Origin of the sequence: Vogesella fluminis (assembly GCF_014652335.1) — a bacterium.
GTDB lineage: Bacteria > Pseudomonadota > Gammaproteobacteria > Burkholderiales > Chromobacteriaceae > Vogesella > Vogesella fluminis.
On the sequence record NZ_BMYP01000033.1, the window covers coordinates 21,153 to 36,462 of the forward strand.

The window sequence follows — 15,310 nt, forward strand, 5'->3', positions numbered from 1 at the left end:
CCGGCCTCCACCAGCGGCGCGAGTTGGTTCCTGTCTGTCCTTAGGGCTCGGTGCAACCGGGCCATTTTTTTCGCGGCCAACGTTGGCCGCCAAGGAGAAGCATCATGGCTGGCGCATTGTCGGGTATCAAGGTTCTGGATCTGAGTCGTGTCCTCGCCGGGCCGTGGACCGGGCAACTGCTGGCCGATCTCGGCGCGGAAGTGATCAAGGTGGAACGCCCCGGCAGCGGTGACGATACCCGCCACTGGTCGCCGCCCAGCCTGGCGGACGGCACCGCCGCCTACTACCTCGCCGCCAACCGCGGCAAGCAGTCGCTCACCGTCGACATCACCCGGCCGGCCGGGCAGCAGATCGTGCGCCAGCTGGCCGCCGAATGTGACGTGCTGCTGGAAAACTACAAGGTCGGCGGCCTGAAGAAGTACGGCCTCGACTACGACAGCCTGCAACAGCTCAACCCGCGGCTGGTGTACTGCTCGATCACCGGCTTCGGTCAGGATGGCCCCTACGCCGAGCTGCCCGGCTACGACTACATCGTGCAGGGCATGTCCGGCCTGATGAGCATCACCGGCCCCGCCGACGGCGAGCCGCACAAGGTCGGCGTCGCGGTCACCGACCTGTTCACCGGCCTGTACGCCGCCAATGCGGTGCAGGCGGCGCTGCTCGCGCGCCAGCGCACCGGCGTCGGCCAGTACATCGACATGGCGCTGTTCGATTGCGCGCTGGCGATGCTGGCCAACGTCAACATGAACTGGCTGGTCGGTGGCGAAGTGCCGCCGCGGCTGGGCAATGCCCACCCCAATATCGTGCCCTACCAGGTGTTCAAAACCGCCGGCGATGGCCACTTCATCCTCGCCTGCGGCAACGACAAGCAGTTCCGTGCGGTGTGCGAAGTGCTGCAACTGCTGCAGCTGGCCGACGACGAGCGCTTCGCCAGCAACCCGAAACGGGTGCAACACCGTGCCACGCTGGTGCCGCTGCTGGCTGAGGCGTTCATGGCACGCGATCGCGACGAATGGCTGAAACTGCTCGACGCCGCCGGCGTGCCGTGCGGCCCGATCAATACCGTCGCCGAGGCATTTGCCGACCCGCAAATTTGCCATCGCGGCATGCAATTGCAGCTGACCGACAGCAAAGGGCAGAACGTGCCCCAGGTCGCCTGCCCGATCAAGATGTCGGCCACCCCGCCGCAGTACCTGGCGCCGCCGCCGGCGCTGGGCGAACACACCGATGCGCTGCTGCAGCATCTGGGCTACGACGCGGTGGCAATTACACAACTGCGTGCCGCCGGAACCGTTTAAACGCTTGTTTGATTTTGACGCACAGCCACATTAGTTGGCATCATTGCGCTTATTGTCCCCTGCCAGCGCAAAGGAGAAGCGGTGGAACGCGAATACATGGAATACGACGTGGTGGTAGTCGGCGGCGGGCCTTCCGGCCTGTCTGCCGCCATCCGTCTCAAGCAGCTGGCTGCCGAAAAAGGCCAGGAAATCAGTGTCTGTCTGCTGGAAAAAGGCTCCGAAATCGGCGCCCACATCCTGTCCGGCGCCGTGCTGGAACCGCGCACGCTGAACGAGCTGATCCCGGACTGGCAGGCAAAGGGTGCGCCGCTCAACACCCCGGCCAAGCAGGACAGCTTCCTGCTGCTGACCGAAACCGAGTCGATCAAGCTGCCGACCCCGCCGCAGATGAACAACCACGGCAACTACATCATCAGCCTGGGCAACTTCTGTCGCTGGCTGGGGCAGCAGGCGGAAGAGCTGGGCGTGGAGATCTACCCGGGCTTTGCCGCCGCCGAAGTGCTGTACCACGCCGACGGTTCGGTGAAGGGCGTCGCCACCGGCAACGTCGGCACCGGCAAGAACGGTGACGAGGAAGGCGAACCGGGCATCGAGCTGTGGGCGAAGCAGACCATCTTCGCCGAAGGCTGTCGCGGCTCGCTGACCAAGGGCCTGTTCGAGCGCTTCCAGTTGCGCGAGGGTGCCGATCCGCAAACCTACGGCATCGGCATCAAGGAGCTGTGGGAAGTGAAGCCGGAGCTGCATGAAGAAGGCAAGATCACCCACACCGCCGGCTGGCCGATGGACAACAAGACCTATGGCGGCTCCTTCCTCTACCACCTGGAAAACAACCAGGTGGTGGTCGGCTTCGTGGTCGGCCTCGATTACCAGAACCCCTACCTGTCGCCGTACGAGGAATTCCAGCGCTTCAAGACCCACCCGGCGATCAAGGGCGTGTTCGAAGGCGGCCGCCGCCTGTCCTACGGCGCGCGCGCGATTTCCGAAGGCGGCCTGCAGAGCATCCCGAAACTGACCTTCGCCGGCGGCGTGCTGGTCGGCGATACCGCCGGCTTCCTCAACGTGCCGAAGATCAAGGGCACCCACACCGCGATGAAGTCCGGCATGCTGGCGGCGGAAGCGGTGTTCGCGCTGTTTGCGGCCAACCCCGAGGCCCAGGGTGCGGAGGCGGTCGGCTACACCGCCGCTTTCAAGCAGAGCTGGCTGCACGATGAGCTGCACAGCGTGCGCAACATCCGCCCGGCGTTCCGCTGGGGGCTGTGGCCGGCGATGATCTACTCGGCGATCGACACCTACCTGTTCCGCGGCAAGGCGCCGTGGACGCTGCGCCACAAGCACGCCGACCACGAGTGCCTGAAACCCAAGGACGAGTGCACGCCGATTGCCTATCCGAAGCCGGACGGGGTGCTGACCTTCGACCGCCTGTCGTCGGTGTTCATCTCCAACACCAACCACAGCGAAGAGCAGCCACCGCACCTGAAGCTGAAGGACGCAAGCGTGCCGATCCGCATCAACCTGGAAAAGTACGACGCGCCGGAACAGCGCTACTGCCCGGCCGGGGTGTACGAGATCGTCGGTCGCGAAGAGGGCGAGCCGCGGCTGCAGATCAACGCGCAGAACTGCGTGCACTGCAAGACCTGCGACATCAAGGACCCGACCCAGAACATCAACTGGGTGACGCCGGAAGGCGGCGGCGGGCCGAACTACCCGAACATGTAAGCCGCCACCACGGATAACGCCGTCAGCACCTTGCTGGCGGCGTTTTTCATTGCGGCCAACCTTGGCCACATGCGGTGAACTCAGCCACCGCTGCGCTTCACCGTCCAGCCCTGCTTCTGCAGCTCGGCCATCAGCAGCGCCACGTGCTCACCCTGGATCTCGATCTGGCCGTCCTTGACCGTGCCGCCGGTGCTGCAGCGTGCCTTCAGCTGTTTGCCCAGCGCCAACAATTCGCTGCCGGCCAGTGGCACGCCGCTGACCACCGTCACCCCCTTGCCCTTGCGGCCCTTGGTCTCGTGGCGCACGCGCACGATGCCATCGCCGGCCGGCGCGGCGGCCGCCTGGCAGACGCAGGCATCCAGCGGCGCGCGGCAGGCGGGGCACATGCGGCCGTGCTCGGTGGAGTACACCAGTCCGCCGCCGGCATGCTTCTTCATATTGCGTCCTTGTCCTGTTTGCGAAAAAACTGCATCGACAAACCTTGCGATGCAGGAATGACGCATTGTATTGCGCGATTGCGCGTGGCTCAAATGGCGACGCCGCTTGACAGCCGCCGCCGCGCGGGCGCATCATCGTCCGCTATGGCTACTGTTATCCGTTTCGTGTCCCACGCTTATTATTATGGTTACCGCACTTCTTTGGCGGCACCAGGACGCGTCACGGGCTGAATAAGCCTTACCCCCGAATCCCTGATCAATGCCGCCGCACTCTGGCGGCATTGGTGTTTCTGGGCTGTTCCAATGTTTCCGGTTTGCGGCACCCAACGGAGTCCGAACATGGAAAATCATCGTTCCTGGCAGCTGCCAGCGGCAAAACACGGCATCAGCAGCGTGCTGTGCATCGTCAGCGACGTCGAGCACGGCTCGCATCTTCCCGGCAACCCGGTCGCCCGCCTGCAAGCCCTGCTTGCCGGGCAGCAGACCCCGGCAGTGCTGGAGTCGCTGTTCCCCGAGGTGCGCAGCCTGGCCTACCTGTCGGCCGGAGGCCGCTCGCCGCAACGCGCCGACTGGCTGGCCGCGCGGGTGCTTGTGTTCGCGCTGCAGCATCTGGAACTGGCCAGCCACGAACTGGCGCTGATGGACGCGGTAAACCTGCGTTTGCAGCAGCTATCGCGTAAACTGGCAGTGGATTGCCCGCCTGTGCGCTCGTTCGCGCTGTTTTGCGGCGCGCGGCCGTGGCGCACCCACGGCCATGGCAGCCAGTTGCTGCAGGTGGCGGCGTCACCGGTGGCGCAGTCACTGCTACTGCGCCGCCAGCAGGCCGCGCATCTGGCGCACCTGCAACAGGCGCTGGCGCGGCTGGCGTGATGCCGGCGCGTGCAGGCAGCATGGCTACCAAAGCCTGGCGTGACGGTGCCGCCGCGCGTAACGGTTTTGTTAGCCATGCTCGAACGGGAGAAGAGATGGACGACGGTTATCTGCAACGCGTACCCCGCGCCGACGACACACTGAAAACCCTGACCCTGGTGGTGTATGCGCTGCAGGCACTGAGCCTGTTTGTCGGCATCACCGCCATCGTCGGCATCATCATCAACTACATCAAGCGCGATGAGGCCGCCGGCACCGAGTGGCAAAGCCACTTTGCCTGGCAGATCCGCACCTTCTGGTGGGCGGTGATCGGCTTCGCCGTTTCCTGGCCGCTGATCCTGCTGCTGGGGCTGGGCTTCGTCACCGGTTTTGCGGTGTGGGTGTGGTACGTGTACCGCATCGTGCGCGGTTTTCTGGCGTTTAACGACCGCCGCCCGCTGCCGCAGTGAATGCTTGCTGCGCATTGGCCACAGCTTTGGCACAATGCGCGGCTGATTTTTGAATGAACGCGATGAATCCCGAACATCTGCAACTGCTCGTCACCCGCGTGATGCCCTACGGCAAGTACAAGGGCCGCGTGATCGCGGACCTGCCCGGGCATTACCTGAACTGGTTCGCCCGCGAGGGCTTTCCGCCGGGCGAGATCGGCCGCCTGCTGGCGCTGATGCAGGAGCTGGATCACAACGGGCTGTCATCGCTGCTCGACCCACTACGAAAGCGATAATACATGGCCATCCAATGGTTCCCCGGACACATGAACAAAGCCAAGAAAGAGCTGCAAGAGCGTCTTGGCGAAATCGATGTGGTCATTGAAATGCTGGACGCGCGCCTGCCGGCCTCCAGCGCCAACCCGATGATCGCGCAGCTGGCGAAACGCAAGCCGTCGATCAAGGCACTCAACAAGCAGGACCTGGCCGATCCGGCCGTCACCCGGCAGTGGCTGGACTGGTACCGCAAGCCGGGCACCATCGCCATCGGCCTCGACGCCTCGGAAAAGTCGCCGGCGCAAAAGCTGATCGAAGCCTGCATGGACGTGGCGCCCAACCGCGGCACCATCGACAAGCCGCTGCGGGTGGTGATCTGCGGCATTCCCAACGTCGGCAAGTCGACGCTGATCAACAGCATCACCGGCCGCCGCATCGCCAAGACCGGCAACGAGCCGGGCATCACCAAGGGCCAGCAGCGCATCATGCTGTGCGACGAGATCGAGCTGTTCGACACCCCGGGCATGCTGTGGCCGAAGATCGTGGTGCCGCAGGGCGGCTACAACCTCGCCGCCAGCGGCGCGGTGGGCCGTAACGCGATGGACGAGGAAGAAGTGGCGCTGGAGCTGCTGGCCTACCTGATGCGCTACTACGGCAAGGAGCTGGACGCGCGCTATAACATCGGCGACATCGCCGGCCTGCAGGACTGGCAGGTGATGGAGCAGATCGGCAAGAAGCGCGGCGCCATCCTGCCCGGCGGCCGCATCAACATCCAGAAAACCGCCGAACTCATCCTCACCGACTTCCGCAGCGGCGCCACCGGGCGCCTGACGCTGGAGCGGCCGGACGAATGGCGCGCGTGGGAAAAGGCGGCCAAGGAAGCCGCGGTCCTGCGTGCCGCGGAGAAGGAAGCCGCGCGCCTGGAGCGCGAGGCGCGTGTCGCCAAGGCCGCCAAGCGCCGCTGAAACATTGCGGCCAACGTTGGCCGCAAGCAAACAAAAAGCCCGCGGCACGTGCAGCGGGCTTTTTTGCGTAAAGGCCGGTTCAGCCCAGGCGCTCGCCCGGCTCCTCGAACCACGCCATCACGATCGCCTGTGCCGCCACCTGGTCCAGCACCGGCTTCTGCTTGCGGCCGCGCACGCCGGCTTCCTCCAGCAGGCTCTCGGCGATCACCGAGGTCAGCCGCTCGTCCACCAGCCACACCGGCAGCCGGTAGCGGCCGTGCAGGCGCTGCGCGAACTTGCGGCACAGCGCGGTCAGCGTGTGGGCGTTGCCGTCCATGTGCGTCGGCAGGCCGACGACGAAGCCGGTCGGCTGCCATTCCTCGATCAGCTTGCCGATGGCGGCAAAGCGCACCTCGTTGCTGTCGCTGCTGATGGTGGCCAGCGGCGTGGCGATGCCCAGTTCCGGCTCGCCCAGCGCCACGCCGATGCGCTGCTCGCCGAAGTCGAAGCCCAGCAGCGTGCCCTTATGCATGACCGGCGTCCGTGCACAGCAGCGACGGGTCGAAGCCCAGCAGCTTGATGGCACTGTCGAAGCGTACCTCGCTTGGGGTATCGAAGATCACCCAGTCGGCGGCGGCGACGGTCAGCCACTGGTTGGCGGCGATTTCCTCTTCCAGCTGGCCTTTTTCCCAGCCGGCATAGCCGAGGCTGACCAGCAGCCTGGCCGGGCCCTGCGCCTCCGATACCGCCTGCAGGATGTCCTTGGAGGTGGTCAGCGCCATGTCGTCGGTGATGGTCAGCGTCGATTGCCAGTTGCCGATTGGCGTGTGCAGCACGAAGCCGCGATCCGGCTGCACCGGACCGCCGAAGTGCACCGGCACGGTATTGGCCTCGTCGTTGGCCAGCGACAGGTCGATCTGCTCCAGCAGCTGCGCCAGCACGATGCCGGACGGCTTGTTGATGATGATGCCCATCGCCCCCTGTTCGCCGTGCTCGCAGATGTAGACGATGCTTTTGGCAAACAGCGGGTCGGTCATGCCCGGCATGGCGATCAGGAAATGATGTGCAAAGGTCAGCGTATTCATGCCTGCATTATGGCAACCATTGTCATGGCCGGCAAAGGACATCGCGCAAAAGCGCAACCGCGGCCGCGCGGCACGGCGGCCGGCCGACAAAGGTTGGCCGCAGCGGCGCGGTTGCTTGCTAAAATGGCAGACTGATTTCTCCTGAGCCGGATCCCCCTTGCGCCTCACTCACATCAAACTGGCGGGCTTCAAGTCCTTCGTCGACCCCACCAGCATCGCCGTGCCCGGCCAGCTGGTGGCGGTGATCGGCCCCAACGGCTGCGGCAAGTCCAACGTCATCGACGCGGTGCGCTGGGTGCTGGGCGAGTCGTCGGCCAAGCAGCTGCGCGGCGAATCGATGCAGGACGTGATCTTCAACGGCTCCGGCACCCGCAAGCCGGTGTCGCGCGCCTCGGTGGAGCTGGCGTTCGACAACGGCGACGGCCAGCTCACCGGGCCGTGGGGGCAGTACGCCGAGGTGGCGATCAAGCGCGTGCTGACGCGGCAGGGCGAATCCAGCTACTACATCAACAACCAGCAGGTGCGCCGTCGCGACATCACCGACCTGTTCCTCGGCACCGGCGTCGGCGCGCGCGGCTACGCGGTGATCGAGCAGGGCATGATCTCGCGCATCATCGAGGCCCGCCCGGAAGAGCTGCGCGCCTACCTGGAAGAGGCCGCCGGCGTGTCGCGCTACAAGGAGCGCCGCCGCGAGACCGAAAACCGCCTCGCCGACACCCGCGACAACCTGACCCGCATCGACGACCTCAAGCTGGAATTGACGCGCCAGGTCGAGCGCCTCACCGAGCAGGCCGAGGTCGCGGCCAACTACCAGGACATGCGCGGCGCACTGACCTTCAAGCAGAACCTGCTGGCGCTGGCGCGGCGCGAGGAAGCGGCGCGGCAGGAAGCCGCCACGCGCGGCGAACTGGCCCGCATCGAAACCGAAGAAACCGCGCTGGAAGCGGCGCACACCCATCTCGAAACCGGACTGGAGACGGTGCGCGAGGCGCACTACGCCGCCAGCGACGCGGTGCACGAGGCGCAGCAGGCGCTGTTCGAGGCCAACGCCACGCTGGCGCGGCTGGAAGAACAGCAGCGCCACCGCCTGCAAAGCCGCGAGCGGCTGGAGCGCGATCTGGCCGGCGCCCGCAACGAACGCCAGCAGCTGGCGGAGCAGAAAGCCCAGGTCGAGTACGAGCTGGACGACTGGCTGCCGCGCCGCGAAGAGGCGCAGCTGCGCATGGAAGAAGCGCAGATGGGGCTGGAAGACGGCGCCGACGGCCTGCCCGGCGCCGAGGCCGCGTTTCGCGTTGCCGACCAGCGCCTGGCGCAGATGACGGCACAGATCGCCAACCTCACCCGCGAGCGTGACCTCGCGCGGCAGCAGGGCGAGCACCTGCGCCGCAGCATCGAGCAGCTGGCCGCGCGCGAAGACGCGCTGCGCCGCGAGCTGCACGATCTCAACCTGCCCGACAGCGGCGTGCTGGAGGCGGCGCAGGCCGAGGTCGCGCGCGCGCAGGCGGCGCTGGACGCGGTGCGCGCCCGGTTGGCCGCCGACGAGGCCAAGCAGGCGGATCTCGCCAGCGAGCGCGAACAGCTGGACAAGACGCTGCACGAATTCAATAGCGACGCCGCCCGCGCCGAGGCCGAAGTCGCCGCGCTGGACGCGGTGCTGGCGCGCGAAGCCGCCGGCGAGCAGCTGGCCGGCTGGCTGGCGGCGCAGCAGCTGGACGGTGCGCCGGCGCTGTGGCAGAGCCTGCAGGTGGACGAACAGTGGCGCAGCGCGGTGGAAGTGGTGCTCGGCGACAGCCTCGCCGCCCGTGCCGCCGCCCGTGCCGCCGCCTTGCCCGGCACTCTGCCGCCGGCGCCGCTGGCGCTGATCGACTGCGCGCTATCGCCGGCCGTTGCGGCCAACCCTGGCCGCCAGCCGCTGCTGGATGTCGTCAGCGCCGGCGCGCCGTTTGCCGCCGCGCTGGCCGACTGGCTGGCCGGCGTCTACTGCGCCGACACGCTGGACGCCGCCATCGCCCGCCGTGGCGAGCTGGCCGCCGGCGAATGCTGGATCACCCCCGACGGCCACCGCGTCAGTGCGGTCAGCGTGCGCTTCAACGCCGCGCACGCCGGCGACGGCATGATGGCGCGCAAGGCGGCGCGCGACGCGGCGGCGGCAAGGTTGGCCGCGGTGCAGCCGCAGATCGACAGCGTCCAGCGCCGTCGCGACAGCGTGGCGTCGATGCTGGGCATGCTGGCCGAGGCGGTGCGCGCGCAGAAGGGCGCGCTGACGCGGCTGGAGGCGGAGCTGAACGCGGCGACGCTGGAGCACGTGAAGCTGGATCAGGCGGCGCGGCAGGGCGCGGCGCGTCTGGCCGCCATCCACGCCGAACAGCAGCGCCTGCGCGACGAGCGCGACACGGCGCAGGAAACCATTGTTGAAGCCGAACTGCTGGCCGAAGAAAACGTGATGCAGCTGGAAGAGCTGGCCGAACAGCTGGAAGACGCGCGTCTGGCGCGCCTGAACGCCGAAACCGGGCTGGAGCTGGCGCGCAACAAGACCCGCGACGCCGAGCGCATGCTGCACGAGATCAAGCTGGCGCAGCACACCGCCGAGCAGAAGGTGGCCGAGCTGGCGCGCCGCGCGCGCGAACTGGAAGACCGCGATCTGCAGCTGGCCGAGCGCCTGGAAACGCTGGCCATGGAGGCGGAAACGGTGGAGGAGGCGGCGCCGGACGAGGTGCTGCAGGAGGCGCTGGCGTTGCGCGAAACGCGCGAACAAACGTTGGCCGCAACGCGCGACCAGCTCAGCGCGTTGACCGAGACCCTGCGCCAGCACACGCAAAAGCAGCAGGAAATCAGCGCCGCGCTGCCGGCATTGCGCGAGGCGCGCTCGGACTGGCTGCTGAAGCACCAGGAAGCGCGGCTGAACGTCGAGCGTTTCGACGAGGAACTGAAAACCGCCGAGGCGGACGAGGCGGCGCTGCTGCCGCATCTGAACGACAACGTGAAGCCGGGCGCGCTGGCGGCGGAGATCGCGCGTCTGGCGCGCGCCATCGAGGGCCTCGGCGCGGTGAACCTCGCCGCGCTGCAGGAGCTGGAAGAGGCGCAGAAGCGCGGCGAGTATCTGGCCGGCCAGACCGACGACCTGCTGCAGGCGATGGCGACGCTGGAAGAGGCGATCGCCCGCATCGACGGCGAAACCCGCGACATGCTGCAGAGCACCTACGACGCGGTCAACGCCAAGATGAGCGAGTTCTTCCCGACGCTGTTCGGCGGCGGCCGCGCCGAGCTGGTGCTGACCGGCGACGACCTGCTGTCGGCCGGTATCCAGATCATCGCGCAGCCGCCGGGCAAGAAGAACAGCACCATCCACCTGTTGTCCGGTGGCGAGAAGGCGCTGACCGCGATGAGCCTGGTGTTCTCGCTGTTCAGCCTAAACCCGGCGCCGTTCTGCCTGCTGGACGAGGTCGATGCGCCGCTGGATGACGCCAATACCAGCCGCTTCTGCGACCTGGTGAAGCAGATGGCCGCGCACACGCAGTTCCTGTACATCAGCCACAACCGCCTGACCATGGAGATGGCCGAGCAGCTGGTCGGCGTGACCATGCAGGAGCAGGGTTGCAGCCGCATCGTGGCGGTGGACATCGTCGAAGCGCTGAAAATGCGCGAAACGGCCTGAGCGATGCGCGCGGCGCTGCTGCTGTCGCTGGCCCTGCACGCGCTGCTGCTGGCCGCGTTCGCCTGGCAGTTCCGCCCGCTGCCGGCGCGGACGCCGCCCTTGCAGCTGCTGTTGCAGCCCGCCGCGGAGGTGATGGCGCCGCGCGGCGGCGACCGCGCCGTGGCGCCGGCCGCGCCTCGTCAGCCCGCCGTGACACCCGCTCCGGCCGTGCGCCGCGCCGCGCCGCCGCCATCCACGCCATCGCCGTCCACTCTATCGCCACTAGCGGCAGCCACACCACCCGCGACGGCTCCGGCAACCGGCACGGCCGCCGCGGCTAGCGCTACCGCGCCAGCCGGCAGCAACGGCAGCAACGCTGCGGCCAACCTTGCCCCCGCCGCCGGTGCGGCCTCGCCGCCGGCCGTTGCCAACGGCAATACTGCCACCGGCGGCGAAAAGACGGGCGAAAGCCGTGCGGTGCGGGTACGCTTTGCGCCGAAGCCGCCCTATCCGGCGCTGTCGCGCGAACTGGGCGAGGAAGGCGTGGTGTTGCTGCGCATCGCGGTCGGCGCCGGCGGACAGTGCGAGCAGGTGCAGCTACTGCGCTCCAGCGGCTTCGTCCGCCTCGACCGCGCCGCGCGCGACAGCGTGCGCAGCTGGCGCTTCGACGCCGCGTGGCAGGGCGGGCAGCCGGTGGCGGCCAGCATCGACATCCCGGTGCGCTTCCGCCTAGACGAGTCGTAGCCGGCGGTGGTTTTTTTGTGAAAATGATGCTTTCGGCAGGAAATATCGAAAAATTGCGCGCTATTTCGACAGGGAATGACCGATGACGCGAGGGCGGCCACCGTTTGCGTTGCGACGTTTGTTATAATACTGTCCTGAATAATGGCCACAGCAGTGGATAAGGCTCGATGAGCGACATACAAATAGGCTTGCTGATGCTGGGGGGGATCGTCATCGCCCTGGTGTTCGCCTTCAATACATACCAGGAATGGCGCTTTCGCAAGCGGACCCGCCAGGCCTTTTCACGTCATCACGCCGATGTGCTGCTGGACGTGCCCAGGAATCATGTCCGCGACGGCAAGCAGGAGCGGCTGGAGCCGGTGTTGCTGCAGGATGAGGACGATACCCCCGCCTACCTGAACGACACTCCGCCGCTGCACGCCTTTACGCCGCCGCCCGCCGCCAGCGAGCCGCCGCCGGAAGAGGACGACGAAGAGGTGACGATGGACGCCGCCGACCACCAGGCGCTGGTGGTGGCGCTGCTGGATCCGTCGCTGGATTTCATCGCCGAGGTGGTGTTCAGCCGGCCGCTGACGCTGTCGTCGCTGCCGCGCTTCAATGTCGCCAAGCGGGTGCAGGCCATCCTGCGCAGCGAGCGCGGACTGTGGACGCCGGCCGAACTGCTGCCGGGCACCCGTTACAAGCAGGTCAACTTCGGCCTGCAGCTGGTCGACCGCAGCGGCGCGGTCACCGAGCAGGAGCTGGCCAGCTTCTGCCAGCAGATCAACCACTACGCCGAGCAGTTCGATGCCCAGGTCAGCTTCCCGCAACGGCAGCAGAAGCTGGTCGCCGCGCGCGAACTGGACCGCTTCTGCGCCGACGTCGACGTGCTGATCGGCATCAATATCGTGCCGACGGCGCCGATCCCTGGCGCGCGCCTGCGCAGCGTGGCCGAAGCCGCCGGGCTGCAGCTGGAGCCGGACGGCCAGTTCCACTACCTGGCCGACTCCGGCAACTCGCTGTACTCGCTGGCCTCGGCCGACCAGACGCCGTTCACGCTGCACAACCTGCTCGACAAGTCCTTCCCGGCGCTGACGCTGCTGTTCGACGTGCCGCGCGTGGCCGGCGGTGCCGCGGTGTTCGACCGCGCCATTGCCTTCGCGCTGCAGCTGACGCAGGAATTCGATGCGCGCCTGGTCGACGACAACCGCCGTGAACTGAGCGAAGCCGGACTGCTGAAGATCCGCGAACAGCTGGTGCGCATCTACGGCAATATGGACGACCGCGGCATCGCGCCGGGCAGTGTCGCCGCCTTGCGCCTATTTGCCTGATTCCTGCCGTTTCATTGTTTCCGCACGCCGGCCCTTGCCGGCGTGCTGCATTTCCGGGGCCGCAACATGACCGAAGCCACTTCCGAACAGCGCCAGCGCGCGCAAGCCTTGGCCGCGCTGCTGGAGCGCTACAACCACGAGTACTACGTGCTGGACGCGCCGACGGTGCCGGATGCCGAGTACGACCGCCTGTTCCGCGAGCTGCAGCAGCTGGAGGCCGACTGTCCGGCGCTGGCCGGTGACGCCTCGCCCACCCGTCGCGTCGGTGGCGCGCCGCTGCCGGCCTTCGACAGCGTTATCCACACGGTACCGATGCTGTCGCTGTCCAACGCCTTTTCCGACCTGCAGCAGGATGATTTTGGCCTGCGCCATGCCGAGCTGATCGCCTTCGACGAACGGGTCAGCAAGGACCTGGCTGCGGCCAACGTCGAGTACGCCACCGAACCCAAGTTCGACGGCCTCGCCGTCAGCCTGCTGTACCGCGACGGCGTGCTGGTGCAGGCCGCCACCCGTGGCGACGGCAGCAGTGGCGAGAATGTCACTGCCAATATCCGCACCGTGCGCTCGGTGCCGCTGCAGCTGGCTGCGGCCAACGTGCCGGCGCTGCTGGAGGTGCGCGGCGAGGTGCTGATGCTCAAGCGCGACTTCGAGCGCCTGAACGACGCGCAGCGCGAGCGCGGCGACAAGACTTTCGCCAACCCGCGCAATGCCGCCGCCGGCAGCCTGCGGCAGCTGGACTCCAAAATCACCGCGCAGCGCCGGCTGTCGTTCTTCGCCTATGCCATCGCGCAGGTGGAGGGCGCCGACTGGCCGGCCAGCCACGCCGGCGAAATGGACTGGCTGGCCGAACTCGGCTTCCCGGTGGTGGCCGCCGCACTGCGCCCGGTGGTGCAGGGCGCGGCTGGCCTGGCTGGCTACTACGAAGGCGTGCTGGCCCAGCGCGCCGCGCTGCCGTTCGAGATCGACGGCGTGGTGTACAAGGTGAACAGTCGCGCGCTGCAGGCGCGTTTGGGCTTCGTGTCGCGCGCGCCGCGCTGGGCGATTGCCCACAAGTTTCCGGCCGAGGAAGCGCTGACGCGGGTGGAAGCGATCGAGGAACAGGTTGGCCGCACCGGCGCCATCACCCCGGTGGCGCGGCTCGCGCCGGTGTTCGTCGGCGGCGTCACCGTCACCAACGCCACGCTGCACAACGAGGACGAGGTGCGGCGCAAGGACGTGCGCGTCGGCGATACCGTCATCGTGCGCCGCGCCGGCGACGTGATCCCGGAAGTGGTGGCGGTGGTGCTGGACCAGCGCCCGATGCGGCCAACGTCCGGCGGCGACCTGTTCAGCAGTAGTGAAGAACCGATGTACCCGGCCTACCGCCTGCCGCTGGCGTGTCCGGTGTGCGGCAGCCATGTGGTGCGCGAGGAGGGTGAGGCCATCGCGCGCTGCTCCGGCGGGCTGGTGTGCAAGGCGCAGCGCACGCAGGCGATCCAGCACTTTGCCGGCCGCCGCATGATGGACATCGACGGCCTCGGCGAGCGTTACATCGACAAGCTGGTGGAGTTCGACTACGTGAAGAGCGTGGCCGACCTGTACCGCCTGACATTGGACGACCTGCTGCAGATGAAACGCCGCGCCGACGAGCAGGAGGGCGTGACGCCGGAAACCGTCAAGGCGGGGAAAGTGGCCACCAAGTGGGCCGAGAATCTCATCGAAGCGATTGCCGCCAGCAAGACGCCACCACTGGCGCGCCTGCTGTTCGCGCTGGGTATCCGCCACGTCGGAGAATCCACCGCCAGGACGCTGGCCGACTGGCTGGGCACGCTGGACAAGGTGCGCCGCGCGCCACGTGCGGTGCTGGCGGCATTGCCGGACATCGGCGGCGTGGTGGCGGAGTCGATCGCCGAGTTCTTCGCCGAGGCGCAGAACGAAACCGTGATCGACGCGCTGCTGGCTGCCGGCGTGGCAGCAGCCGACGAACACGCGCCCAAGGCGCAGCTGCGCGACAAGCTGGCTGCGGCCAACCTTTACGCGCGCCTGAACGTGCCACGGCTGACCGAGGTGCGGGCACAGCAGCTGGCGGCGCAGCAGGGCGAGCCGGCGACGTTGGCCGCAATGCCACGGGTGGACGTGATCCAGCTCGACCTGCCGGCCGAGGTGGTCAATGCGCTGGCCGACTGGCTGGACGAGGCCGGCAACCGCACCCTGCTGCAGGGTATTGCCGCCTACTGTGGCGGTATCCTGTCCGCCGCACCGCAGGCGGAAGCGAGCACCGGCAATGCCGAGGTGGCCGGCAAGACCTTCGTGCTCACCGGCACCCTGCCGACCATGGGCCGCGACCAGGCCAAGGCCTTGATCGAGGTCGCCGGCGGCAAGGTGTCCGGCAGCGTGTCGAAGAAGACCCACTACGTGGTGGCCGGCGCCGAGGCGGGCAGCAAGCTGGACAAGGCGCTGGAGCTGGGCGTGACGGTGCTGGACGAGGCCGCCCTGCTGGCCTTGCTGGCGTCGTGACGGCAGGCAAAACTAGGGGCTGTTGACGTTTCACATTGGTAGCCATAGAAACGCGCATGCCATGGCAATGAC

Annotated in this window: 13 protein-coding genes; 10 read left to right on the forward strand and 3 right to left on the reverse strand. The window is 67.5% G+C overall.

What is annotated here, in order from left to right:
• Positions 1–104 precede the first annotated feature (104 nt).
• Both IE083_RS12220 and IE083_RS12225 read left to right on the forward strand, forming a co-directional pair.
• Positions 105–1,298, forward strand: coding sequence for a CaiB/BaiF CoA transferase family protein (locus IE083_RS12220; RefSeq protein WP_189353930.1), 1,194 nt, complete (start codon positions 105–107; stop codon positions 1,296–1,298).
• A gap of 96 nt (positions 1,299–1,394) precedes the next feature.
• On the forward strand, positions 1,395–3,014 hold the full coding sequence (locus tag IE083_RS12225; RefSeq protein ID WP_189353949.1) for an electron transfer flavoprotein-ubiquinone oxidoreductase: 1,620 nt from the start codon (positions 1,395–1,397) through the stop codon (positions 3,012–3,014).
• A gap of 80 nt (positions 3,015–3,094) precedes the next feature.
• On the opposite strand, the gene IE083_RS12230 is transcribed toward IE083_RS12225, so the two are convergent.
• The gene (locus IE083_RS12230; RefSeq protein ID WP_189353932.1) at positions 3,095–3,451 is read right to left on the reverse strand and encodes a translation initiation factor Sui1; all 357 of its coding nucleotides are present in this window, start codon (positions 3,449–3,451) and stop codon (positions 3,095–3,097) included.
• 339 nt (positions 3,452–3,790) lie between these two features.
• On the opposite strand from IE083_RS12230, the gene IE083_RS12235 reads away from it, so the two are divergent.
• From IE083_RS12235 to ylqF, 4 genes are all read left to right on the forward strand, one after another.
• Complete coding sequence (locus IE083_RS12235) at positions 3,791–4,321, forward strand: hypothetical protein (RefSeq protein WP_189353933.1); 531 nt, start codon at positions 3,791–3,793, stop codon at positions 4,319–4,321.
• A gap of 20 nt (positions 4,322–4,341) precedes the next feature.
• Positions 4,342–4,770 (forward strand): DUF4870 family protein, encoded by a 429-nt coding sequence (locus tag IE083_RS12240; RefSeq protein WP_229799738.1) that lies wholly within the window; start codon positions 4,342–4,344, stop codon positions 4,768–4,770.
• A gap of 62 nt (positions 4,771–4,832) precedes the next feature.
• Entirely contained in the window at positions 4,833–5,045 is a 213-nt protein-coding gene (locus IE083_RS12245; RefSeq protein WP_047968423.1) for a DUF3820 family protein, read from the forward strand.
• A gap of 3 nt (positions 5,046–5,048) precedes the next feature.
• The gene (gene ylqF, locus IE083_RS12250) at positions 5,049–5,990 is read left to right on the forward strand and encodes a ribosome biogenesis GTPase YlqF (protein WP_189353935.1); all 942 of its coding nucleotides are present in this window, start codon (positions 5,049–5,051) and stop codon (positions 5,988–5,990) included.
• Between the two features lie 79 nt (positions 5,991–6,069).
• On the opposite strand, the gene ruvX is transcribed toward ylqF, so the two are convergent.
• The gene (gene ruvX / locus IE083_RS12255) at positions 6,070–6,501 is read right to left on the reverse strand and encodes a Holliday junction resolvase RuvX (protein WP_189353937.1); all 432 of its coding nucleotides are present in this window, start codon (positions 6,499–6,501) and stop codon (positions 6,070–6,072) included.
• Positions 6,494–7,054, reverse strand: coding sequence for a YqgE/AlgH family protein (locus IE083_RS12260; RefSeq protein WP_189353938.1), 561 nt, complete (start codon positions 7,052–7,054; stop codon positions 6,494–6,496). The genes ruvX and IE083_RS12260 overlap by 8 nt, the downstream gene beginning before the upstream one ends.
• Positions 7,055–7,274: 220 nt before the next feature.
• On the opposite strand from IE083_RS12260, the gene smc reads away from it, so the two are divergent.
• From smc to ligA, 4 genes are all read left to right on the forward strand, one after another.
• The gene (gene smc / locus IE083_RS12265) at positions 7,275–10,709 is read left to right on the forward strand and encodes a chromosome segregation protein SMC (protein WP_444545831.1); all 3,435 of its coding nucleotides are present in this window, start codon (positions 7,275–7,277) and stop codon (positions 10,707–10,709) included.
• 3 nt (positions 10,710–10,712) lie between these two features.
• Positions 10,713–11,432 carry an energy transducer TonB gene (locus IE083_RS12270; protein ID WP_189353941.1) on the forward strand — a complete coding sequence of 240 codons (720 nt, stop codon included), beginning with the start codon at positions 10,713–10,715 and terminating at the stop codon, positions 11,430–11,432.
• Positions 11,433–11,599: 167 nt separating this feature from the next.
• Positions 11,600–12,742 carry a cell division protein ZipA C-terminal FtsZ-binding domain-containing protein gene (locus IE083_RS12275; RefSeq protein ID WP_189353943.1) on the forward strand — a complete coding sequence of 381 codons (1,143 nt, stop codon included), beginning with the start codon at positions 11,600–11,602 and terminating at the stop codon, positions 12,740–12,742.
• Between the two features lie 66 nt (positions 12,743–12,808).
• Entirely contained in the window at positions 12,809–15,238 is a 2,430-nt protein-coding gene (ligA, locus tag IE083_RS12280; RefSeq protein WP_189353945.1) for an NAD-dependent DNA ligase LigA, read from the forward strand.
• Positions 15,239–15,310 lie beyond the last annotated feature (72 nt).